General features: G+C 71.2%; 18 protein-coding genes. 5 read left to right on the forward strand and 13 right to left on the reverse strand.

Annotation, left to right across the window (positions count from 1 at the left end; genetic code table 11):
- The first annotated feature begins 203 nt into the window (after nucleotides 1-203).
- The gene (locus tag ACIP63_RS22735) at nucleotides 204-1,088 is read left to right on the forward strand and encodes a chitosanase (protein WP_401519536.1); all 885 of its coding nucleotides are present in this window, start codon (nucleotides 204-206) and stop codon (nucleotides 1,086-1,088) included.
- Between the two features lie 26 nt (nucleotides 1,089-1,114).
- On the opposite strand, the gene ACIP63_RS22740 is transcribed toward ACIP63_RS22735, so the two are convergent.
- Both ACIP63_RS22740 and ACIP63_RS22745 read right to left on the reverse strand, forming a co-directional pair.
- A complete protein-coding gene (locus ACIP63_RS22740; protein ID WP_401518438.1) occupies nucleotides 1,115-1,372 on the reverse strand; it encodes a WhiB family transcriptional regulator in 258 nt (85 codons plus the stop codon).
- A gap of 95 nt (nucleotides 1,373-1,467) precedes the next feature.
- Nucleotides 1,468-2,259 (reverse strand): VOC family protein, encoded by a 792-nt coding sequence (locus ACIP63_RS22745; protein WP_401518441.1) that lies wholly within the window; start codon nucleotides 2,257-2,259, stop codon nucleotides 1,468-1,470.
- A gap of 232 nt (nucleotides 2,260-2,491) precedes the next feature.
- On the opposite strand from ACIP63_RS22745, the gene ACIP63_RS22750 reads away from it, so the two are divergent.
- Nucleotides 2,492-4,672: a DEAD/DEAH box helicase gene (locus ACIP63_RS22750; protein ID WP_401518443.1), complete on the forward strand. Its 2,181-nt coding sequence runs from the start codon at nucleotides 2,492-2,494 to the stop codon at nucleotides 4,670-4,672.
- 33 nt (nucleotides 4,673-4,705) lie between these two features.
- Here the strand turns inward: ACIP63_RS22750 and ACIP63_RS22755 are convergent, their stop codons facing one another.
- On the reverse strand, nucleotides 4,706-5,695 hold the full coding sequence (locus ACIP63_RS22755; protein ID WP_362937244.1) for a multicopper oxidase domain-containing protein: 990 nt from the start codon (nucleotides 5,693-5,695) through the stop codon (nucleotides 4,706-4,708).
- A gap of 285 nt (nucleotides 5,696-5,980) precedes the next feature.
- Here ACIP63_RS22755 and ACIP63_RS22760 point away from each other — a divergent pair, with 285 nt between their 5' ends.
- Both ACIP63_RS22760 and ACIP63_RS22765 read left to right on the forward strand, forming a co-directional pair.
- Nucleotides 5,981-8,425, forward strand: a complete 2,445-nt coding sequence (locus ACIP63_RS22760) for a ThuA domain-containing protein (protein WP_401518445.1) — start codon at nucleotides 5,981-5,983, stop codon at nucleotides 8,423-8,425.
- Nucleotides 8,422-10,662, forward strand: coding sequence for an OmpL47-type beta-barrel domain-containing protein (locus ACIP63_RS22765; protein ID WP_401518448.1), 2,241 nt, complete (start codon nucleotides 8,422-8,424; stop codon nucleotides 10,660-10,662). The genes ACIP63_RS22760 and ACIP63_RS22765 overlap by 4 nt, the downstream gene beginning before the upstream one ends.
- Before the next feature lie 13 nt (nucleotides 10,663-10,675).
- Here ACIP63_RS22765 and ACIP63_RS22770 read toward each other — a convergent pair whose 3' ends face one another.
- Both ACIP63_RS22770 and ligD read right to left on the reverse strand, forming a co-directional pair.
- Nucleotides 10,676-11,755, reverse strand: coding sequence for an ABC transporter permease (locus ACIP63_RS22770; protein ID WP_401518451.1), 1,080 nt, complete (start codon nucleotides 11,753-11,755; stop codon nucleotides 10,676-10,678).
- The gene (gene ligD, locus ACIP63_RS22775) at nucleotides 11,752-12,762 is read right to left on the reverse strand and encodes a non-homologous end-joining DNA ligase (RefSeq protein WP_401519539.1); all 1,011 of its coding nucleotides are present in this window, start codon (nucleotides 12,760-12,762) and stop codon (nucleotides 11,752-11,754) included. The genes ACIP63_RS22770 and ligD overlap by 4 nt, the downstream gene beginning before the upstream one ends.
- Before the next feature lie 95 nt (nucleotides 12,763-12,857).
- Here ligD and ACIP63_RS22780 point away from each other — a divergent pair, with 95 nt between their 5' ends.
- Nucleotides 12,858-13,919 carry an ATP-dependent DNA ligase gene (locus tag ACIP63_RS22780; protein ID WP_401518454.1) on the forward strand — a complete coding sequence of 354 codons (1,062 nt, stop codon included), beginning with the start codon at nucleotides 12,858-12,860 and terminating at the stop codon, nucleotides 13,917-13,919.
- Between the two features lie 4 nt (nucleotides 13,920-13,923).
- On the opposite strand, the gene ACIP63_RS22785 is transcribed toward ACIP63_RS22780, so the two are convergent.
- Genes ACIP63_RS22785 through ACIP63_RS22820 form a run of 8 tightly spaced genes read right to left on the reverse strand, consistent with a single transcriptional unit; the run spans nucleotide 13,924 to nucleotide 21,129 of the window.
- Nucleotides 13,924-15,156, reverse strand: a complete 1,233-nt coding sequence (locus ACIP63_RS22785; protein WP_401518457.1) for a lytic murein transglycosylase — start codon at nucleotides 15,154-15,156, stop codon at nucleotides 13,924-13,926.
- Between the two features lie 19 nt (nucleotides 15,157-15,175).
- Complete coding sequence (locus ACIP63_RS22790; protein WP_401518460.1) at nucleotides 15,176-15,925, reverse strand: hypothetical protein; 750 nt, start codon at nucleotides 15,923-15,925, stop codon at nucleotides 15,176-15,178.
- Between the two features lie 41 nt (nucleotides 15,926-15,966).
- Nucleotides 15,967-16,497, reverse strand: a complete 531-nt coding sequence (locus ACIP63_RS22795; RefSeq protein ID WP_401518463.1) for a nuclear transport factor 2 family protein — start codon at nucleotides 16,495-16,497, stop codon at nucleotides 15,967-15,969.
- 13 nt (nucleotides 16,498-16,510) lie between these two features.
- Nucleotides 16,511-17,098, reverse strand: a complete 588-nt coding sequence (locus ACIP63_RS22800) for a hypothetical protein (RefSeq protein WP_401518465.1) — start codon at nucleotides 17,096-17,098, stop codon at nucleotides 16,511-16,513.
- A complete protein-coding gene (locus ACIP63_RS22805) occupies nucleotides 17,095-17,616 on the reverse strand; it encodes a hypothetical protein (protein ID WP_401518468.1) in 522 nt (173 codons plus the stop codon). The genes ACIP63_RS22800 and ACIP63_RS22805 overlap by 4 nt, the downstream gene beginning before the upstream one ends.
- The gene (locus ACIP63_RS22810; protein WP_401518470.1) at nucleotides 17,613-18,848 is read right to left on the reverse strand and encodes an MCE family protein; all 1,236 of its coding nucleotides are present in this window, start codon (nucleotides 18,846-18,848) and stop codon (nucleotides 17,613-17,615) included. The genes ACIP63_RS22805 and ACIP63_RS22810 overlap by 4 nt, the downstream gene beginning before the upstream one ends.
- Nucleotides 18,848-19,990, reverse strand: a complete 1,143-nt coding sequence (locus ACIP63_RS22815) for an MCE family protein (protein ID WP_401518473.1) — start codon at nucleotides 19,988-19,990, stop codon at nucleotides 18,848-18,850. The genes ACIP63_RS22810 and ACIP63_RS22815 overlap by 1 nt, the downstream gene beginning before the upstream one ends.
- Complete coding sequence (locus ACIP63_RS22820; RefSeq protein ID WP_401518476.1) at nucleotides 19,987-21,129, reverse strand: MCE family protein; 1,143 nt, start codon at nucleotides 21,127-21,129, stop codon at nucleotides 19,987-19,989. The genes ACIP63_RS22815 and ACIP63_RS22820 overlap by 4 nt, the downstream gene beginning before the upstream one ends.
- Nucleotide 21,130 lies beyond the last annotated feature (1 nt).

The following is a 21,130-nucleotide window of genomic DNA, read 5'->3' on the forward strand; positions in this document are numbered from 1 at the left end:
CCGGCCTGGCCGCCGGGGCGGCCCTGGGCTGATCGGCTCGTTAGGCCCGCCCGGCGGGGCGCGGCTTCCGCTCCCGGGTCCCGCGGCACTGCGGGGGCGCCCGCGTCACCCGTGCGCCGCCGCTGTGCGTTCACCCCGCCCCCACAGCACATCCAGACTGTCCCCACAGCTTTACGGAACGTACTCTGTGCCGGGTGAAACCAGTGACGCGTCTTGTTCTTTTCGGCGCACCGATCGCCATCGCCGCTTCGATCCTGTTCAGCGGTGGCGACTCGGAGCCGCCCGCCGTCGCCCGGCAGGCGCCCGAGAAGACCGGCACGGCGGCGCCGGCCGCGGCCGAGCAGGCCGACGAGCACGCCGACGAGACCGACGCCCTGCCGCCCGGCCTCGCCGCCCCGGCGATGAAGGAGACCGCGTCCCGGCTGGTCGCCAGCGCGGAGGCGTCCACCCTTGACTGGCGCAGCCAGTACGGGGCGATCGAGGACGTCGGCGACGGCACCGGCTACACCGCCGGTATCATCGGTTTCTGCTCCGGCACCAACGACATGCTGCAACTGGTCGAGGCGTACACCGAGGAGTATCCGGACAACCCGCTGGCCGCGTACCTCCCCGCCCTGCGCGCGGTGGACGGCACCGATTCGCACGAGGGCCTGGATCCGGGCTTCACCGGCGCCTGGCACAGGGCCGCGGAGGACCCCGCGTTCCGGAAGGCCCAGGACGCGACGCGCGACAGGCTGTACTTCGAGCCGGCGGTCCGTCTGGCGAAGATGGACGGCCTCGGCACCCTGGGGCAGTTCATCTATTACGACGCGATGGTCCTGCACGGGCCCGGTGTCGAGGCGGACGGCTTCTACGGCATCCGCGACGCCGCGATGGCCTCGACGGACACGGCCGCGGAGGGCGGCGACGAGACGGCGTATCTGAACGCCTTCCTCGACGAGAGCCGGTCGGCGATCAAGGCCCGTAAGGTGCAGCGCGACACGACCCGGATCGACACGGCGCAGCGGCTTTTCCTCCGCGAGGGAAATCTCGGACTGGAGAAGCCGCTGGTGTGGCAGGTGTACGGCGAGACCTTCCGGATCCCGTGAGGGGGAAGGTCTCTCACCCCCGGTGTTCAGCCGCGCTCGGACCGGCCTCTGCGCAGCCGGTCCCGCTCCTTCTCGGAGAGTCCTCCCCAGACGCCGAAGCGCTCGTCGTGGGCGAGTGCGTACTCCAGGCAGGCCACCCGGCCCTCGCAGGCGTTGCACAGCTGCTTGGCCTCGCGGGTCGAGCTGCCCGGCGCCGGGAAGAAGAACTCGGGCCCGGCCTGCGCGCACAGCGCGGTCTCCTGCCAGGTGAGCTCGTCGGAGGCGGTCATGGTGTTGATCGGCATGCGCCATACGGTGCCGGGTCGCGATAAACAAGTGATCAACGATTGTTCAACGGCAGGCCGGTCCGGGGCCCACTGCCTCTCCGGCCCGGTCCGCCCTACTCCATGGGTGCGGGCTTGATCACCGCGAACGCCGCACCCGCGGGGTCGGCGAAGGTGGCGATCCGTCCGACCTGCGGCACGTCCGTGGCCGGCATCGTGACCCGGCCGCCGAGCCGTTCCACGCCGGCCACCGTGGCGTCGGTGTCGTCCACGGCGAAGTACGGCAGCCAGTGCGGCCCCGCCTCGGCCTGGGCGGGCACCGCGTCGAGGGGCACGATCCCTCCGAAGGAGGAGTCGCCGCTCTTGTCACCGGCGGGCTGGATCATGGTGTAGGTACCGCTGGGGTACGACATCTCGTCGGTCTGCCAGCCGAAGACGGTGTGGAAGAACGCGGCCGCCGCGGGGACGTCCGGGGTGTACAGCTCGGACCAGATCAGCGCACCCGGCTCCATGATCATGCCCAGGCCGGTGTTCGTCCCGGGCTGCCAGACGCCGAAGTACGCCCCGGTGCTGTCCGTGAAGCCGCCCATGCGCCCGTAGTCGAGCACGTCCATCGGAGGAAACGCGGCGGTGCCCCCGGCCTGCTCGACCGTCCTCGCGGTGGCGTCGGCGTCGGGGGTCTGGAAGTACACCGACCAGGCGGGCTTCCCCTGGTCCTCCGGCACGGTCATCACACCGGCGACGGTCTTCCCCCGCAGCTGGTACATCCCGTACCCGCCGGTCTCGGGGCCGCCCGCCACCATGTCCCAGCCGAAGAGGCCGTTGTAGAAGGCGGTGGCCACGGCGAGGTCGGGGGTCCCGAGGTCGATCCAGTTGGGGGCGCCGGTTACGAAGGCCGGGTCGAGCATGGTGTGCTCCTCGGGCGGGGTCCGTGTCTCACGCGTCTTCCTCGCGCCAGACGTCCTGACCCTCCGAGTCTTGCACCGGCCACCGACACCCGCAGCCCCGGCGGGCCGGCGGAGCGCAGGGCGACCGCCCGGTGAGCACGGCGCCGACCCGCGCCCGTGGCACGATGGGAGGCGCCCGGGGAGGCACGGCCGCCGCCGGTCACGGAGGGGCCACGGGGACAGAAGGACGTACATGACGGGAAGAACGCCGGCGGGCCGGACGCCGACGGGCAGAGCCGCACGTGAGCTGCTCGACGAGGCCCGGACGCTCGCCGGAACGGCCCTCGCCGTGCTGGACGACCACCGCCGCGCCGTCGAGGCCGCGCACGCCGCGCTCACCCCCCTGCTGGACGCCCTGGTCGCCCTCGAACTGGCCGCCATCCCCGCCTCCAGGCTGGCGGACGTCACGGAGGGCCGGCTGCGGCTCGGCGCGCTGGAACAGGCCGGGTACAGGACGGTCGGCCGGGTCCATGGAGCAGGGCGTTACGAGCTCCGCCAGATCCCCGGTGTCGGCGCGCAGACGGCGGACCAGGCGCTGGCCGCCGCGCGGCAGATCGCCCACGCGGTCCGGGACACCGTCGCCGTACGGATGGACATGGACGCGTCGGACGCGGCGACGAACGCGCTGCTCGTCGCCCTTCACCGGCTGGTGGAGGGCGGCCCCGACGTGCGCCGGGCGGTCGACGCCGCCCGCCGTCTGTCCGCGGAGCTGGAACCGCTGCTCGTGGCGGCGGCGCCGGCCCGGAGCCGGCTGCGGATGCTGTTCTCGGGACGGGCCGCCGGCGCCCGGGTCCCGGCCGCCGTCGCCTCCGTACGGGCGGTGGTGCGGGACGCGGACGCGCGCGGACTGCGCACCCTGTTCGGGCAGGTCTCGGTCGATCTGCTGCGCGGTCCCGCGTCGGAGGCGGAGGCCTGGGTCGATTTCGAGCTGCGCTCGGCCGAGTACTACAGCCTGCTCGCCGAGCTGTCCGGCAGCGGACCGGACCGGGACGCGGCCGAGGGGTTCCTGCCCGCCGGGATCGCGGACCGGGTCCGCGGGCTGCGGCTCGACGACACGTGCCTGCGGGTCTCGTTGCGCGGTTACCAGTCCTTCGGAGCGCGCTTCGCGCTGGCCCAGAAGCGGGTGATCCTGGGCGACGAGATGGGGCTCGGCAAGACCGTGCAGGCCATCGCCGCGCTGGCTCATCTCGCGGCCGGGGGCGAGAAGCACTTCCTGGTGGTGTGCCCGGCGAGCGTCCTGATCAACTGGCGGCGGGAGGTCACCGCCCGCTCCACCCTGCGGGCCGTGCAGGTGCACGGCCCCGAGCGGCAGGGGGCGTTCGGCGAGTGGTGCGAGCGGGGCGGGGTCGCCCTGACCACCTTCGACGCGCTGTCCACCCTGCCGGAAGGCCCGGAGTCCGGGGTCAGGCCGGGCATGGTGGTGGTGGACGAGGCCCATTTCGTGAAGAACGCCGAGACCCGCCGCTCCCGGGCCGTGGGCGGCTGGACGCGGCACGCCGAGAGGGTGCTCTTCCTGACCGGCACCCCGATGGAGAACCGGGTCGAGGAGTTCCGGAGCCTGGTGCGGCAGCTGCGGCCCGAGCTGGCACCGCTGGTCACCTCCACACACGGCGTCGCCGGCTCGCACGCGTTCCGCAGGGCCGTCGCACCCGCCTATCTGCGCCGGAACCAGGACGACGTGCTGAGCGAACTCCCGGCGCTGGTGCAGGCCGACGAGTGGGAGGAGTTCTCCCCCGCCGACCTGGAGGCGTACCGCGAGGCGGTCGGCTCGGGGCACTTCATGCGGATGCGCCGCGCCGCGTACGCCCGCCCCGAGACCTCGGCGAAGCTGAACCGGCTGCGCGAGCTGGTCGCGGAGGCGGAGGCCAACGGGCTGAAGGTCGTGGTCTTCTCGTACTTCCGTGAGGTGCTCCGGACCGTCCGGGACGCCTTGGGCGACGGGGTGTTCGGTCCGGTCTCCGGCAGCCTCCCGGCGGCTCGCCGGCAGGAACTCGTCGACCACTTCGGCGCGGTGGACGGTCACGCCGTGCTGCTGAGCCAGATACAGGCCGGTGGCGTCGGGCTCAACATCCAGGCCGCGTCGGTGGTCATCCTGTGCGAGCCGCAGATCAAGCCGACGATGGAGCACCAGGCGGTGGCCAGGGCTCACCGCATGGGGCAGATACGGACCGTGCGGGTCCACCGGCTCCTCGCGGCGGACAGCGTGGACCAGCGGATGCTGGACATCCTGGCGCGCAAGGACCGGCTCTTCGACGCGTACGCGCGGCGCAGCGATCTCGCCGAGGCGACGCCCGACGCCGTCGACGTGTCGGACGGGGCCCTCGCCCGGCGCATCGTCGAGGAGGAGCAGCAGCGGATGGCGGCCGGGACCTGACCCGGGCCGGCCGCCCCCGTGCGCCGGCCGGTCTCAGTGTGCGTGTTCCTCGGCCGCGCCTGCCGCGTGGTGCGGCGGGTCGTAGCCCGGCACCGTGCCGTCCGCCTTGGCGACGAGCAGCAGGCCGGCCATCCCCATGTCGGAGTGGCTCTGGACGTGGCAGTGGTACATCCAGGCGCCGGCTCCCACGTGTTCGCCCGCGATGATCTGGAAACCGAAGGAGTCCGCCGGTCCGCAGATCTTCGTGTCGACCACGCGGCTGGGGTCGTCGGGGCCGGTGAGCAGCCCCGTCCTGTTGTCCGCCCAGCGGTGCCCGTGGATGTGGAACGTGTGGTAGTACTCGCCGTGCGTGATCATCACGACTTCGACCCGGTCGCCCACGGTGGCCTCGAAGTTCGGGCTCTCGTGGGCCGCCTTGTTGTTGATGGTCATGTCGTTGAAGACGATCGTGATCGTCTTGTCCGGCAGCACATCTCCCTTGCGGCGTACGACGAGTGGCCCGTACAGCCCCTTGCGGATGCCGCCCGTGCCGTGGTCCGTGCCGACCACGTGGTCGTGGTAGTGCCAGTAACCGGCGCTCCCCGCCTGCCAGGTGCCGTCCTTGCGGCGGCCTGGGGCGTGGGTGCGCCAGGTGTACGTCCGGGTGCCGCCGGGTTCGACGTGGCTGCGGTTCATCCGGGTGCCGTCGCTCGCGATGTCGTAGTCGACGCCGTGCACATGGAGGCTGGCGTCGACGTCCGTGGTGTTCTCGAACTCGATGTGCAGCGTGTCGCCCTCGGTGATCTCGATGAGCGGTCCGGGGATCGACGCCTTGCCCTTCTCGAAGCCGTAGCCGAGCTGACCGTCCGCCAGTTTCTCCGCGTACAGCTTGAGATGGCGGACGACGCCGCCCGCGGGGGCCGTCTTCGCGGGGTTCTCCGCGGAGGTGGCCTGCACGGCGCCGAGTGACATCGATGTCACGCCGGTGGCCGCCGCCACCCCGCCGCCCACCAGCATCCGGCGGTTGAAGGTCCTTCGGTCCATGTCGAACTCCCCACTGCGAGACGGAAACTGACGCGCTGCTCCCCTGGACGGCCCACACGGTAGCCGTGGGCCGGTGGTTTATCCACACTCAGGACAAAGTTCGTTCGATTGCTGCCATACCTATTGGCGAGCCACGAAAAGAGGTCTAGCTTCGTGCGCTGTCGCAGTGACCACAGAGGTGCGGTGACGAAGAAGTGACCAGAGAAGTGACCAAGAGGGGTGGGTGACCACATGCAGCGCACACCACATCACAGGTCCAGATCGCGCCGCGGAATCGCGGCGGCCGTGGCGGCAGGTGCCCTGACCGCGTCCCTGCTCGGCGGCAACGCGGCCACTGCCAGCCCTTATCCGGACCCCGGGCTGAAGGAACGGATGGCGACAACGTTGTCCCTTCCCACGCCGCCCGGTGGGGCCGACGTCAAGGTACTGGTGTTCCACGCCTCGGCCGGCGAGGAGTCGCCGACCGTGGACGCGGGCATCGCGGCCATCGAGAAGATCGGGCTCAGCGGTCCTGAGGCCGGGCGCTTCAAGACCGTCGCCACCGACGACGCCGGGGTCTTCACCAACGGCAGGAAGCTCGGCAGGTACAACGCGGTCGTCTTCCTGACCGGCGGCGGCGATGTGCTGGACCCGGAGCAGGAGGCTGGCCTGGAGGCGTACATGGAGGCCGGTGGCGGCTTCCTCGGCATCCATGACGCGGCGCGCACCGAACCGTACTCCGACTGGTTCACCGGTCTGGTCGGCGCCCGCCCGGCAGCGGACAGCCCGACAGGCGTCCAGCGGGCCACCGTGGAGATCGGCGACCGGCAGCACCCGGCGACGAAGAACCTCCCGCTGGAGTGGAAGCGCCCGGACAAGTGGCTGAACTGGAAGGACAACCCGTCCGGCGACGTGCACACCGTGGCCCGCGTCCGTGAGCTCACCTACACCCCGGGCAAGAGCGCCAACGGGTGGGACCACCCGGTCTCCTGGTGCCGGGACTACGACGGCGGACGCTCCTTCTACACCGCCATGGGCGGTACGGCGGCGAGCTTCGCCGAGACCGACTTCCGCGATCACCTGCGCGGCGCGCTCGCCTGGACGAGCCGTCTGTCGCAGGCCGACTGCAAGGCCACGATCGACTCCAACTACACGGCCGAGCGGCTCACCCAGCCCAATCAGCCCGGCCGGAACGACCAGATCGGCGAACCGCACGGCCTCGTGACCGCGAAGGACGGGCGGATCTTCTACATCGGGCGGGGCGGTGCGGACAGCAGCGTGCCGGTGGTCACCGACTGGAACGACCCGAACGTCGGCAAGGGCGAGGGCGAGATCCACGTCTACGACCCCGCCACCAAGAAGGTCACCCTCGCCGGCAAGCTGAGCGTCTTCGGCAACAAGGGCGGCGGCGACGAGCTGGTCAAGGTGGAGGAGGGCCTGCTCGGGATCGAGCTCGACCCGGACTTCGCCACCAACGGCTGGGTGTATCTGCACTACACCCCGCACGCGAAGATCGACCGCGACAAGCAGATGGCGGTGCGCCAGGTCTCGCGCTTCACCTTCGACCACGCCACGAACAAGCTGGACCTGGCGTCCGAGAAGGTGCTCCTGCACTGGCCGGTCCAGATCCACAGCTGCTGCCACGCGGGCGGCGGGATGGCCTGGGACTCCGAGGAGAACCTGTACATCGCGACCGGTGACAACAACTCCTCCCAGTTCAGCGACGGTTACTCCGGCAACAACCCGCAGCCGAACTACAAGGGCGTGTCCTTCGCCGACGCCCGGCGCACCGCGGGCAACACCAACAACCTCAACGGGAAGATCCTGCGGATCCACCCCGAGGACGACGGTACCTACACCCTGCCCGAGGGCAATCTCTTCACGGGCAAGGAGCCGGACGAGGGCGGCGGCAAGACCCGTGGCGAGATCTACGTGATGGGTGTCCGCAACCCCGCCCGCATCTCCATCGACAAGTCGACCGACACGCTGTACGCGGGCTGGGTCGGCCCCGACGCGGGAGCGCCGAGCACGACCTGGGGCCCCGCCAAGTACGACACGTTCGCGGCGATCACCAAGGCCGGCAACCACGGCTGGCCGTACTGCATGGGCAACAAGCAGCCCTACCGGGACCGCAACCTGCCCGATCCCACCAAGCCGCTGGACTGGTACGACTGCGACGCGCCGAAGAACGAGTCGCCGAACAACGACGGCCTGGTCAACCTGCCGCCGGTGACCGGAAACACCATCTGGTACTCCCCCCAGGGCGGCGGCGTCGACTACCCGCGCGACGAGAACGGCATCCCGAGCTACAAGGTGGAGGACCAGAAGGAGCTCCTGCCCTGGCTCAAGGGCGGCGGCCAGGCCACGATGAACGGCCCGGTCTACCGCTACGACGCGTCGAGCACCAGCGAGGCCAAGTGGCCCTCGTACTGGGACGGGAAGTGGTTCGTCGGTGACTTCTACGACGACACCCAGCCGCGTCACGCGGTGCTGACCGACCCGAAGACGGTCGGCAAGGGCGGCCTGCCCACGCACGCCGAGTCCCTGAAGAAGATCATTCCGGTCGGTGCCGACGGCATCCGCAACCTCATGGACTGGAAGTTCGCCCCGGACGGCTCGCTCTACGTCCTGGACTACGGGCGCGGCTTCTTCACCTCCGACTCCAAGTCCGCGCTGTGGCGCGTGACGTACAAGGGCGGCGGTCCGACCCCGGCCGCCGCAGACCTGGCCAGGAAGGCGGCAGCGCAGTGAGACACCCTTCACTCCTCGCGCGACGGCGGTACGGGCCCGCCCGGTGGTGGCTCGCCCTGCTCGGTTCGTTCCTGATGGTCCTCGGGCTGGCTTCGACCGCCGCGTACGGACGGGACGACAACCGGGCGGCGGCCGCGGCCGACCAGGTCCTCACCTGGACCGCCGGCGACCCCATCGACCACTATCTGACGGCGCCCAAGACCGCGGTGGCCGGTGCCGCGACCATCGTCTTCGAGAACAGTGCGGCCACGGGCAACACGACGGGCATGCCGCACACGCTGACATTCAGCGTGTCGGACCCGGAGTTCAACGACGACGTCGCGGTCAACATCCTGGCCAACCCCAGTGACAGCGAGGGCGGCAAGCACAGCGTCGAGGTCACCCTCACGCCCGGCCGCTACTTCTACCACTGCACGATCCCCGGCCACGGGTCGATGCAGGGCATCCTCACGGTGACCGAGGACGGCGGCGGTGGTGACGACACCACCGCACCCGAGACCTCGGCGACGGTGGACGGCGACAAGAACGCGGACGGCGCGTACATCGGCCAGGCCACCGTCACCGTGGCGGCGACCGACGCGGGATCGGGCGTCGACACCGTCGAGTACGCGGTCGGGGCGGACGGCGCCTGGCAGCCGTACACCGCCCCCGTCGTGGTGGACGAGGTGGGCAGCCACACCATCCGCTACCGCGCCACCGACAAGTCGGGCAACGCGGCGGAGGAGAAGTCCGTCGACTTCGCGGTCGCCGCGCCGCCGACGGACGACAAGACGCCGCCGGAGACCTCCGCGACCGTCTCGGGCGAGAAGGACGACGCGGGCGCCTACCTCGGCATGGCCACGGTCACCGTGACCGCGTCCGACACCGGGTCGGGGGTCAACACCATCGAGTACGCCGTCGGGGCGGACGGCGCCTGGCAGCCGTACACCGCACCTGTGATGGTGCACGAGGTCGGTGCCCACACGGTCCGCTACCGCGCCACCGACAAGTCGGGCAACGCGGCCGAGGAGAAGTCCGTCGACTTCACCGTCGTCGAGCCGCCCTCGCAGGACAAGACGCCGCCGGAGACCTCCGTGGTCGTGGCGGGCGACAAGAACTCGGACGGCGCGTTCATCACGAGCGCCGAGGTCACCCTCAGCGCGACCGACGACGACTCGGGCGTGGACAAGGCCGAGTACTCCCTCGACGGCGGCCCGTACCTCGCGTACTCCTCCCCCGTCATCGTCGACCGCGTCGGCCACCACACGTTCGCCCACCGGGCGACGGACAAGGCCGGCAACACCTCGGAGGCGAAGCAGAGCTCCTTCACCGTCGCGCAGAGCGGCGGTGTCCCGGCACCCAACTGCCCGGAGTTCGACGAACGGCGCACCGTCATCGTCGGCACGGTCGACACCGGTGTTCCCAACCGGCTCACCGGCAACCGCTGCACGATCAACGAGCTGATCGAGGACGAGAAGGACTGGTCCTCGCACGCGCTCTTCCTCAAGCACGTCGACAAGGTCCTGGACAAGCTGCTCACCGACGGGGTCGTCGACGCCCGTGAGCACAAGAAGATCTACCGGGCGGCCAAGCAGTCCGGCATCGGCAAGCCGGGCCAGGACGAGGGCTACCGCAAGCTCTTCGACGGCACGGCCGAGTCGCTCGCCAAGTGGGAGCAGGTCGGCGGCGGACAGTTCGCACTGAACGAGGAGGAGGGTTCGATCACCAGCTCCACCACGGTGGACGGCATGGGGATGCTCTGGTTCCCCTCCCGGCAGTACGGGGACTTCTCGCTGAAGCTCCAGTGGCGGGACGACGCCCCGGAGGGCGGCAACGCCAACGGCGGGGTGTTCGTCCGCTTCCCGAACGTCCACGACCACCCGGAGGAGTCCCGTCCGGAGTGGGTCGCCATCAAGTACGGCCATGAGATCCAGGTCAACGACCGGCCCGACGGCGACATGTACAAGACCGGGTCCGTCTACGGGTTCGACCGGGTCGGTCTCGGCGGCGCCGGGGTCACTCCCAAGGGCACCTGGAACGACTACGAGATCCGGGTGGTGGACCAGCACTACTCGGTCTACCGCAACGGTGTCCTGATCAACGAGTTCGACAACAACGGCGGGCAGCTCTTCGAGCCGCCGCGGGGCGACGACCCGGGCACCGACGGCCGGCGGTACGCCTCCGGATACATCGGGCTCCAGGTCCACAGCACCACGGACGTGATCTCGTACCGCGACATCCGTATCCAGGAGTTGTAGGGGCGAGGCGCACTCACGAGGCCGTGGCCGCATGCTCAGGCATGCGGCCACGGCCTCCGGGGTGCCGGTGGCGCCACACCCAGAAGACCGTGCAGGAGACCAGCGACCAGGCGGCCAGAACCAGGAAGGGGGCGGCGTACTGGTGGCCCTGGTAGTAGACCGCCGTGTGCTGGGCGTTGACCGAGGCACCCGGCGGCAGCCAGCGCCCGATCTCGCCGAGCGCCGAGGGCAGCAGCGGCCAGGACACCGCTCCCCCGGACGACGGATTGCCCAGCAGCACCATGAGCCCCCAGGTGGGGAGCATCGCCCAGCGCCCCATGATGGTGTTGAACATGGTGAAGACCATGCCCGACGTGAACATCGTGAACGCCAGGATCAGCCAGGACTCGACGAACGGCAGGTCCAGCGCGCCGATCAGCCAGTCCACGACCGCGGCGATCGCGAAGCCGCCGAGCAGGGAGTAGGCGACCGTGAAGGCGATCCGCTCCAGGGGATTCAGCGCCCGGGCGTGCACGCTGAGCTGGATGGCTCCGACGAAGCCGATGATGACGGCGGCCAGCGAGATGTAGAAGAGCGCCAGCCCGCGCGGGTCGCCCTCCTGGAGCGGCTTGACGTCCGTGATCGTGACCGGGACCCCGGTGGCCCTCGCGACCTTCGCCCCCGTCTCGGCGAGCAGTTGGGCGACCGTGGCCCCGGCGGCTCCCGCGATGTCCATGGCCACTCCGCGCTCGCCCGGCCGCAGGGTCACGAAGACCTTCTGCTCCTCCATGGCCTCGCGGGCCCCGGCCCGGGTGGCGTACGGGTGCAGCCGCAGGGAGGCGTCGAGGGCCTTCTCCATCCCGGCGATGAACTGCTTCCCGCCCCGGGCCTCGACGTCGCCGACCACCGCGGCGGGGATCCGGCGGGGCGTCGGGTCGGCCATCGTGTAGGTGTACGACCCGGCGAAGAGCCCGGCCGCCGCGGCGAGGATGAAGAGCAGCACGAAGGCGGGGACGTACGGAGACTGTTTGTACGATGCCCACTTCTCGGCCCGGGTCGGGGGTCTGCCGTGGGCGCCGTGCGCCGGGGGTTCGGCCCCCTCCTCGGCGCTCACGCGTCACCGCGGTCGTCGTGCCGGGCGCGGCTGGGCTGCACCCGCTTCGGCTCACCCGGCATCTTCGGGTACTCCGGCGGATAGGGCAGGTCGCCGAGCTTGTGCTCGTGCTCGTCCCGCCTCGCCAGTTCCAGCACCTGGTCGAGGCGGAAGGCGTGGTCGTCCATGTCGGCGTGCAGGTCGCCCACCTCGGCGTACCGGGCGGGCATGGTGCGCAGGTCGAAGTCGCGGGGCTCGGCGTCGTCGATCTCCTCCCAGCGCAGCGGGGCGGAGACCGGGGCGTGCGGGAAGGGGCGTACGGAGTAGGCCGAGGCGATGGTGCGGTCACGGGCCGTCTGGTTGTAGTCGACGAAGATCCGCTCGCCCCGCTCCTCCTTCCACCAGGCGGTGGTCACCCGCTCGGGCATCCTCCGCTCCAGTTCCCGTCCCACCGCGATGGCGGAGCGCCTCACCTGGGTGAACGTCCACTCCGGGACCAGCGGGACGAAGACGTGGATGCCCCGCCCGCCGGAGGTCTTGGGCCAGCCGCGCAGCCCGTGGTCCTCCAGGACCGAGCGCAGTTCATGGGCGGCCCTCACCGCGTCGGCGTAATCGGTGCCGGGCTGCGGGTCGAGGTCGATGCGCAGCTCGTCGGGGTGGTCGGTGTCCGCCCTGCGCACGGGCCAGGGGTGGAAGGTGAGGGTGCCGAGATTGACCGCCCAGAGGACGGCACCCAGCTCGGTGGGGCACATCTCGTCGGCGTGCCGGCCGCTGGGGAATTCGATCCGGGCGGTGGGGGTCCAGTCGGGGAGGTTCTTCGGCGCCCGCTTCTGGTAGAAGAAGTCGCCCTCGACCCCGTCGACGAAGCGCTGGAGGGTGGTCGGCCGCTCGCGCAGGGCACGGAGGATCCCCGGCCCGACGGCCTGGAAATAGCCGGCCACGTCCTTCTTGGTGTAGCCCTTCTCCGGGAAGTACACCTTGTCCGGATTGGACAGCCGTACGGCCCGTCCGTCCACGTCCAGCTCCACCGCTGCTCCTGCTCCCATGTCGGACACCGTAGGCCGGGCCCACATATGCCGCATATCGGAAGACGTGCTCCGCGCGGTGAGCGAGAATCGGGGCCATGGACCTGCCGGTGATGCCTCCCGTGAAACCGATGCTCGCCAAGTCCGTGTCCGCGATTCCCCCCGGTATGCAGTACGAGGCGAAGTGGGACGGATTCCGGGCGATCGTGCACCGGGACGGCGACGAGGTGGTGATCGGCAGCCGGACGGGGAAGCCCCTCACCCGCTACTTCCCCGAGGTGGTCACCGCCGTGCGGGAGAATCTGCCGCCGCGGTGTGTGATCGACGGCGAGATCGTCCTGCCGTACGACGGGCGGCTGGACTTCGACCGGCTGAGCGAGCGCATCCATCCGGCCGATTCGCGGGTGCGGATGCTGGCCGAGCAGAACCCGGCGAGTCTCGTCGCCTTCGACATCCTCGCCCTCGACGACACGTCCCTGCTCACCACCGCCCAGACCGAACGGCGGAGGGTCCTGGAGGGGGCGCTCGCGGACGCCTCGGCACCCGTCCATCTCGCCCCGTCGACCACGGACCCGGCCCTCGCCCAGGAGTGGTTCGAGCGGTACGAGGGAGCGGGGCTCGACGGGGTGATCGCCAAGCCGCTCGATCTGCCGTACCGGCCGGATGCCCGGACCATGTACAAGATCAAGCACGAGCGGACCGCCGACTGCGTGGTGGCGGGCTACCGCTTCCACAAGAGCGGCCCGGTGGTCGGCTCACTGCTGCTCGGCCTGTACGACGCCGGGGGCGCACTCCAGCACGTGGGAGTGTGCGCGGCCTTCTCGATGAAGCGGCGCGCGGAACTCCTGGAGGAGCTCGAACCGTTGCGCATCGACCCCGCGGAGCATCCGTGGGCGGCCTGGGCGGAGGCGGCGGCGCACGAGGGGGCCCGGCTGCCGGGCGCGCCGAGCCGCTGGTCCGGCAAGAAGGACCTGTCCTGGGTGGCGCTGGCGCCGGAGCGGGTCTGCGAGGTGGCGTACGACCACATGGAGGGTGACCGCTTCCGCCACACCACCCAGTTCCGGCGGTGGCGGCCGGACCGCACCCCCTCCGGCTGCACCTACGCGCAGTTGGAGGAAGTGGTGCGGTACGACCTGTCCGAGGTGCTCGACGGCCGCTGACCCGTCATGCGGTGGGCGTGGGGCAGGGCTCGTCGGTGGGCGCGTCCGTGGGGGCGTCGGCGCCGGTCTCCGTGGAGGGCGAGGGGCAGGCCGGGCCCGTGGTGCCCGGGTCGGGGCCCGGGGACGTGGTCGGGTCCGGTGTCGTGGTGGGGTCCGGCGTGGACGTCGGGTCCGGCGTCGTCGTCGGGTCAGGGGTCGTCGTCGGATCCGTGGGCCCGCTGTCGGTCGGGCCGGGGCCGGGTTCCGTGGGCGTCGCCGAACCGCTCGGGCCCGGGGTGCCGGAGTCCGTCGGGGTGGGGGCCGGGGAGGTGGACGGAGCCGGTGTGCGGGTGGGCTGCGGGCCGACGACGAGGCCGCCGCCCTTGCCGGGAGCGCCCCCGCCGACCGGGCTCCGGGGGGCTCGGGGACCTCCCGCACCGGGGCTCTTCGGGATCACGCCCTTGCCGTCGGCCACGGGGTGGACGCCCTTGCGGTAGAACTCCAGCCAGGACAGGACCGTACGGAGGTAGGTGTCCGAGTGGTTGTAGCTGAGGACCGCCCTGTCCAGGTCCGCCGGTACGGACAGGTCGCGGGTCCCGGCGCAGAGGTAGTGGCCGGCGGCGAGCGCCGCGTCGGCGATGTTGCCGGGGTCCTCGCGCCCGTCGCCATTGCCGTCCTGCCCCCAGTGGGCCCAGGTGGACGGGATGAACTGCATGGGCCCGACGGCCCGGTCGTACCGGGTGTCGCCGTCGTACGCGCCGCCGTCGGTGTCGGCGATGTGCGCGAAGCCGCTGCCGTTGAGGACGGGGCCGAGAATCGGCGTGAGGGTGGTGCCGGCGGCGTCCACCCGCCCCCCGCTCGCGTGGCCGGACTCCACCTTGCCGATCGCCGCGAGTAACTGCCAGGACAGACGGCAGCCGGGGTCGCTCCGGCCGAGCGCTCTCTGCGCGTCGCGGTAGGCGGCCAGGACGGTGGCGGGGATGCCCGCCTCGGCCCAGGACTGCGCCACGGCGGGGCGGGGCTTCCTGTCGGTGCTCTTCGGCGGCTCCGGTGACTCCAGAGGCGGCAGCTCGGTGTGGTAGCTGTCGTCGTTCGGCACCTCGGTCCAGACCACGTCGTCCGACGCCACGTTCTTCATGTCGTCGGCTCCGCCGCCGCCCGTGAGCCCCGGGGCCTGGGACGCGGTGAGCGCCGCCATCGCCGCGACCGCGGTGGCCGTGCCGGCGAGTCCGCGGCGCATGGTTCCGTCGAACCTCATGTGTCCTCCCTCTCCTGGGTCATCGCGTGAACGTGTCGATGGCCGCGATCCGCCAGGTGTCCCCGCGGCGGACTGCGTCCACGGCGAACATGGCGGCGGCGTACGTCGTCTCCTCCTCCTTGCCGGTACGGGTGTTGCTCTGGTCGGCGAAGACCAGCAGCCGGGCCCGGTCGCCGTCGAGCAGTTCGACGCCGCTCTGGGTGACGGTCGTGGTGAGGACGAGTTTCTGCTTCGGCGCCTGCGCGCGTACCTCCGCCAGCATGTCCTTGTGCTGCTGGACCGCCTTTCCGGTCAGGTGCTTCCGCGCGGCCTGGTCGGACTTGGACGGCGAGGCGTAGTCGTAGGAGAAGACCGCGCCGACGGCCTCGGTGATCTGCCCCTTGACCTCGCTGGTCCCGCCGATGTCGGTGAGGGCCGCGTTCTGCCGGCCCGGCTCGTCGCGCAGCGTGCCGGCCGAGGTGAACGACCAGACGGCGAAGGCGCCGAGGAGGACCGTCGCGGCGCAGAGGACGGCGGGCAGCCTGATGCGCAGGCGGGGCAGGCGTCTGCGCGGAGGTCCGTCGCCTGCGGCCTTCTCATCCGTCCCGGTCCCGTCCTCGGGCGCTTCGGCGGCGGCCGTGACCGCCGCTTCCGGTGGCTCCGCCGCGCCAGGTGTCCCGGGAGCTTCGGACGCCGGTCCCGGCGCCGCGGCCGTACGCGGCGGCGCGGTGGTGGCGGCGACGGTGGCGAGCCGGCGGCGGCGGTTGACGAGGTGACGGGTCGTCGACATGTCGGGGTCCTCTCGAAGGCGTGCGTGGCGGACGGGCGGGGTCAGCCGGCGGTGTTTCCGACGGGCGCCTGGCCGAGGGCGCTGAGCTTCCATCCGCCGGGGGTGCGGGTGAGCTGCCCCAGCATCCGGCTCTCCTTCACCGCGGGCTCACCCTCGGGGGCGGTGACGGTGACCCGCAGCGCCACCATCACACCGGCCTTCCCCTCCCGGTCGTCCAGCTCCGTCACCGCTCCGGACAGGACCTTGGCGGTGCTGACCGTCCTGGCCGCCTCGATCTGCTTGACGAACGCGTCCCGCCCGTCGACGAGTTGCTCGTGCAGCTCACCGGTGGTCGAGTCCTCCCAGCTGTCGAGCCCTTCGGCGAGCCGGGCGTGGTCCAGCGTGTTCATGTTCTGCACCGCCTGCTCCCCCGCCGCCAGGGCGTCGTCGCGGGCCTGCGCGTAGGCCGCCGAGTCGTCGTGTGCGGCGTCGTAGCGGGACCAGCCTCCCCAGCCCGCGGCGACGGCGGCCGCGACCGTCAGCGCGACCGCTGCCGCCCGCAGGGGATTCCTCGTCGTGCGTACCCGTGCCATTCGGTGCTCTCCCCTACCTGGAGGTGATGTCGACGATCCGCCAGTGCCCGTCCCGCAGTTCCGCGGTCACGGACAGCTGCGCCGCCGCCGTGGTGGCGGGCTTCCCGTCGCGCTCGTAGATCTGGTCGAGGAAGACGAGGAGGTGGGCGCTGCTGCCGGTGAGCCGGGTGACTCCGGCGCGTACGGCCTGGCTGGTGAGCGTCAGCTTCTGGTCCGCGGCCTGCTTCTCGACCTGGCCGAACAGCGCCGCGTACTGCTGGAGGGCCCGGCCGCCGAGCAGTTGCTCCGCCGACTCCTTGGTGGCGCCGGTGGCCTGCGGGCTGTACGAGAAGACTTTGCCCAGCGCGCTGCTCACGTCGCCGGCGACCCGGGTGGTCGCGGCGGAGTCCGTCAGGGCGTGGTTGGAGGTGGCGGGGGTGTCACGCAGCCGCTGCCCCTGGACGAACAGTGTGGCGCCCACGCCCAGCAGGGCGACTGCCAGCAGTGCCGCTGCGGGGCGGGTCCACCTCCGACGGGCGGAGGGGACGTCCGGCGCGTGATCCTCCTCCGGTACGGGGGCGGGGTTTGGCGGGATCGTCGCTGTTCCCGTGCTCTGCTTCATGAGCCGCTCCCGACCGATAGCGCGGCAAGTGCCTTGATCTTCCAGCCGTCCCCGGTCCTGGCGAGCGTCGCCTCGAAGCGTTTGCGCTCCGTCCCGCCCTTGCCGGTGCGCGGGGTGATCTCGACGTCGACGGTCGCGATGAGCGCCGCGGTGCCGGCCCGGTCGTCGAGCGCGGTGAGGGCGGCGTCGGTGACCTTGCCGCGTGCGGTGGCGCCGGACTCGGTGAGCTCGCCCGCGTCCTTCTTCCGGCTGCGCTCCAGCCGGTCGTGCAGCGGTCCGGTCGAGGCGTCGAGCCACGCGGTGAGCCCGGACTTCACACGCGCGGCGCTCTTGCCGTCCATGCTGGTCAGCCGGGCGAGGTGCCGCCTGCCGTCGGCGAGGGCGGTGTCGCGGCTCTTCGCGTACGCCAGCGTGTCGTCCCCCCGGGCCTGGGCGTACGACCAGGTGCCGAGCGCGCAGACCAGCACGGCGGCGAGCAGCGCGGCCCAGCCGAACCCGGTTCTCGTACGGTCGCTCATGAGCCGCCTCCCAGGCCGAGCAGGCCGGCCATGCCGTCGGCCGGCGGCGCGGTGGCCTTCCCGGTGGTGCCGAGCGTGTCCGGGAGGACACCGGAGCCCGGCGTGAACGGTTCGGGTACGGGGCCGCCCTTCGGGGCGTTGGCACTGCCGCGGACGTTGATGCCGCTGCCGGGCGAGGACGCGCAGCGGGCCTTGGTGTTGGCCGCGGGGGCCGCCGAGACGTCGGTGCCGGGGCGGTAGGTGGTGGAGCCGTATCCGGCGGTGCAGGGCAGCGGTTCGAAGAAGGTGACCGACATGCCGAACCTGGCCCCGTCCTGGTCGACGGCGCTGGCGCCGGCGGCCGCTACGGCGGGAAGCTTGACCAGGAGTTCCTCCAGTCCGCGCTGCCGTGTGACGGCGACCTCCGAGGTGGTGAGGAGGTTGGCGACGACCACGCCGAAGGCGGGGTCGAGGTCGCGCAGCAGGCCGCTGATCTGCTCGGTGGCATCGGGCGCCGCGGCGATGAGCCGGCGCAGGTCGGTGTCCGATCCCTTGAGTTCCGCGGCGAGTTCCTCGGCTCCGGAGGCGAAGCCCTTGAGTGCTTCGCCCTGTTCGTTCTGGGTGCGCAGCACGGTCTCGCCGTCGGCCATCAGTTTGGTGGTGGTCGGCAGGGCCTCGTCGGCGGCCTCGACGAACTCGCTGCCGGTGTCGAGCAGGACCTGGAGGTCGTCGCCACGCCCGCTGAACGCCGTGCCGAACTCGTCGACGACCGTGCGCAGGGCTTCCGTGTCGACGGAGGCCGTCAGGTCGTTGACGCCGACGAGGACGTCGGTGACGGGTGCGGGGATGGTGGTGTCGGCCTGGTCGATGACCGAGCCGTTCTCCAGGAAGGGGCCGTCCGCGCGGGTGGGGCGCAGGTCGATGTACTGCTCGCCGACGGCGGAGAGGCTGGCGACGACGGCCTGCAGGCTGTCCGGGATGCGCGGCGCGTCGTTCTCGATGCGCAGTTCGGCCTCGACCCCGTCGTCGGTGAGCTCGATCGGGCCGACCCTGCCCACGGACACACCTCGGTAACTGACGTTGGAGTGGGTGAACAGGCCTCCTGTCTGCGGTAGTTGCACCGTGACGGTGTAGTAGTCGCGCAGCCCGACGTAGTGGCCGAGGTCGGCGTACCGCACCCCCAGGAAGCCGAGGACGAGTACGGCGATGACGAGGAAGGCGATGTTCTTGAGCCGGATGGCGAGGGTGATCATCAGCGGGTGCCCTCCGTTCCCGGTGTGGTGACCGAGGGGAGCGGCAGGGGCAGCGCCGCCCCCGGCGTCTTCTGCGCGCCGGACGCCGTGGGCGGGGTGAGCCCGGGGATGACCTGGGTGCCGGGCTGGGCGGTCACGTCCAGGTAGACGTTGAGGTAGTCGCCCTTCACCCCGCGGAGCACCTCGTCGGTGAACGGGTAGGTGACCAGGACCTGGAGGGAGTCCGGCAGGTCGTTGCCGGAGTCGGCGAGCGCGGTGAGCGTGGGTGCGATGGCCTTGAGGTCGGCGATCATGTCGGCCTTGCTCTTGTTGATCGTGTCGACGGCGACGGTGGAGAGCGAGTCGAGCGAGCGCAGCATGGTGAGGAGCGATCCGCGCTGCTTCTCCAGGACCTTCAGACCGGGGCTGAGACCGGTGAGGACCGTGCCGACGTCCTGTTTGCGGGTGGCGAGGGTGGCGGAGAGCCGGTTGACGCCGTCGAGTGCCTGGGTGATGTCCTCCTTGTGGCCGTCCAGGTTCGTGACGAGGGTGTCGACCCGCTTCAGCATCGAGCGGATCTGCGGTTCCTGTCCGGCGAGTGCCTTGTTGAGCTCGGTGGTGATGGTCTTGAGCTGGTCGACCCCGCCCCCGTTGAGGAGCATCGACAGGGCGCCGAAGACCTCTTCGACCTCCGGATTGCGGTTGGTGCGGGAGAGCGGGATCCGGTCGCCGTCCTCGAGGGCGCCCCTGGCGGTGCCGGCGCTCGGGGGCGAGAGCTGGACGAACTTCTCGCCGAGGAGGCTGGACTGTTCGAGGTGGGCGTAGGCGTTGGCGGGCAGGTCGATCTTCCCGTTGACGCGCATGGTGACCTTGGCGGTCCAGCTGCCCGGGGTCAGGGCGATTCCGGTGACCCGGCCGACGGCGACGTCGTTGACCTTGACCGAGGACTGCGGGGCGAGACTGAGGACGTCGCCGAACTCGGCGGTGATCTCGTACGGGTGGTCGCCGAGGTCGGCACCGCCGGGCAGCGGCACCTGCTCGATGCCCGAGAACGACGGCAGGCCGACGGTCGTGGCGACCAGCACGAAGCCGACACCGGCGGCGACCAGGGCGCCGAGGCCCGTGACCGCGCGGGTGCCGGGGCTGCGCAGGGCCGGGCTCATGGGGACGCCTCCTTCTTCTCGTCCGTTCCGGGCTTCTTCGTCCCGGACTTCTCCGGGGTGCCGTAGACGGTGCCGACGGCGGGCAGTGGCAGTGCGGGAAGTGCCTTCTGCCGGGAGGCGTCCACCGGTGCCAGCCCTTCCAGGCCGGCGGCTCCGGCCTCGGTCCCGGTGAGCGGCCCGCCCATCGACAGTTCGTTGAGGTTCGTGCGCCCGTTGAGGGTGCGGTTCGCCGGGTCGTAGGCGTTCAGCACGTTGCCCGCCGCGAGGGGCAGCGTGTCGAGGGACTCGGCGAGCGAGGCGCGCTGGTCGACCAGGGTCTGGGTGAGCGGCAGCAGAAGGTCCACGTTCTGCTTGAGGGCGCCGCGGTTCCGCTGGATGAAGCCCTTGACCTGGCCGAGCGCCTTGCCCAGTTCCTTCAGGGCCGCGCTGAGGTTCTTCTTGTCGTCGGCGAGGAAGCCGGTGACGGTGTTCAGCTGCTGCTCCGCGGCCCGCACGTTGCCGTCGTTGTCCTTCAGCATCGTGGTGAAGGTCTGCAGGTAGGACAGGGTGTCGAAGAGGTTCCCGCTGCTCCTGTCGAGTGTCTTCGTCGCCTTGCCGAACTGTTCGACGGAGTCTCCGATGGCCTTTCCGTTGCCGTCGAGGTTCTTGGCCCCGGTGTCGAGGAGTTCCGCGAGCGCGCCGTCCGTGTTGGCGCCGTCCGGGCCGAGGGCCGTGGAGAGCTCGGTGATCGACTCGTACAGCTGGTCCACCTCGATGGGGGTGGCGTTGTGGGCGGCCGGGAGCACGGCGTCGTCCTCGAGCCGCGCTCCCCCGGTGTACGCCGGCGCGAGCTGTACGTACCGGTCGGCGACCAGACTGGGGGCCACGACGACGGCGTGCGCCCCCTTGGGAACCTCGACGCCCTCGTCGAGCCGCAGGGTGACCCTGACCTCCTTGCCGCTCGGCTCGACGGATTCGACGGTGCCGACCTTCACACCGAGGATCCGCAGATCCGATCCGGCGTACACGCCCGTGGCCTGGTCGAAGTAGGCGGTGACGGTGGTCTTCCCCTGGTCGTCCATCGCCATCACACCCGAGGTGGCGGCGACCGCCACGACGGCGAGCCCGGCGCCGATCCCGATGATGCGTGTGCCTCTCATG

The organism is Streptomyces sp. NPDC088746, assembly GCF_044751065.1.
Classification (GTDB): Bacteria; Actinomycetota; Actinomycetes; order Streptomycetales; family Streptomycetaceae; genus Streptomyces.

Bases quoted from the DNA above. Each gene is read 5' to 3' on its own strand.
- ACIP63_RS22740 (WP_401518438.1), bottom strand. From the start codon at position 1,372: ATGCCGATCAACACCATGACCGCCTCCGACGAGCTCACCTGGCAGGAG.
- ACIP63_RS22745 (WP_401518441.1), bottom strand. From the start codon at position 2,259: ATGCTCGACCCGGCCTTCGTAACCGGCGCCCCCAACTGGATCGACCTC.
- ACIP63_RS22750 (WP_401518443.1), top strand. From the start codon at position 2,492: ATGACGGGAAGAACGCCGGCGGGCCGGACGCCGACGGGCAGAGCCGCA.
- ACIP63_RS22755 (WP_362937244.1), bottom strand. From the start codon at position 5,695: ATGGACCGAAGGACCTTCAACCGCCGGATGCTGGTGGGCGGCGGGGTG.
- ACIP63_RS22780 (WP_401518454.1), top strand. From the start codon at position 12,858: ATGGACCTGCCGGTGATGCCTCCCGTGAAACCGATGCTCGCCAAGTCC.
- ACIP63_RS22785 (WP_401518457.1), bottom strand. From the start codon at position 15,156: ATGAGGTTCGACGGAACCATGCGCCGCGGACTCGCCGGCACGGCCACC.
- ACIP63_RS22790 (WP_401518460.1), bottom strand. From the start codon at position 15,925: ATGTCGACGACCCGTCACCTCGTCAACCGCCGCCGCCGGCTCGCCACC.
- ACIP63_RS22795 (WP_401518463.1), bottom strand. From the start codon at position 16,497: ATGGCACGGGTACGCACGACGAGGAATCCCCTGCGGGCGGCAGCGGTC.
- ACIP63_RS22800 (WP_401518465.1), bottom strand. From the start codon at position 17,098: ATGAAGCAGAGCACGGGAACAGCGACGATCCCGCCAAACCCCGCCCCC.
- ACIP63_RS22805 (WP_401518468.1), bottom strand. From the start codon at position 17,616: ATGAGCGACCGTACGAGAACCGGGTTCGGCTGGGCCGCGCTGCTCGCC.
- ACIP63_RS22810 (WP_401518470.1), bottom strand. From the start codon at position 18,848: ATGATCACCCTCGCCATCCGGCTCAAGAACATCGCCTTCCTCGTCATC.
- ACIP63_RS22815 (WP_401518473.1), bottom strand. From the start codon at position 19,990: ATGAGCCCGGCCCTGCGCAGCCCCGGCACCCGCGCGGTCACGGGCCTC.
- ACIP63_RS22820 (WP_401518476.1), bottom strand. From the start codon at position 21,129: ATGAGAGGCACACGCATCATCGGGATCGGCGCCGGGCTCGCCGTCGTG.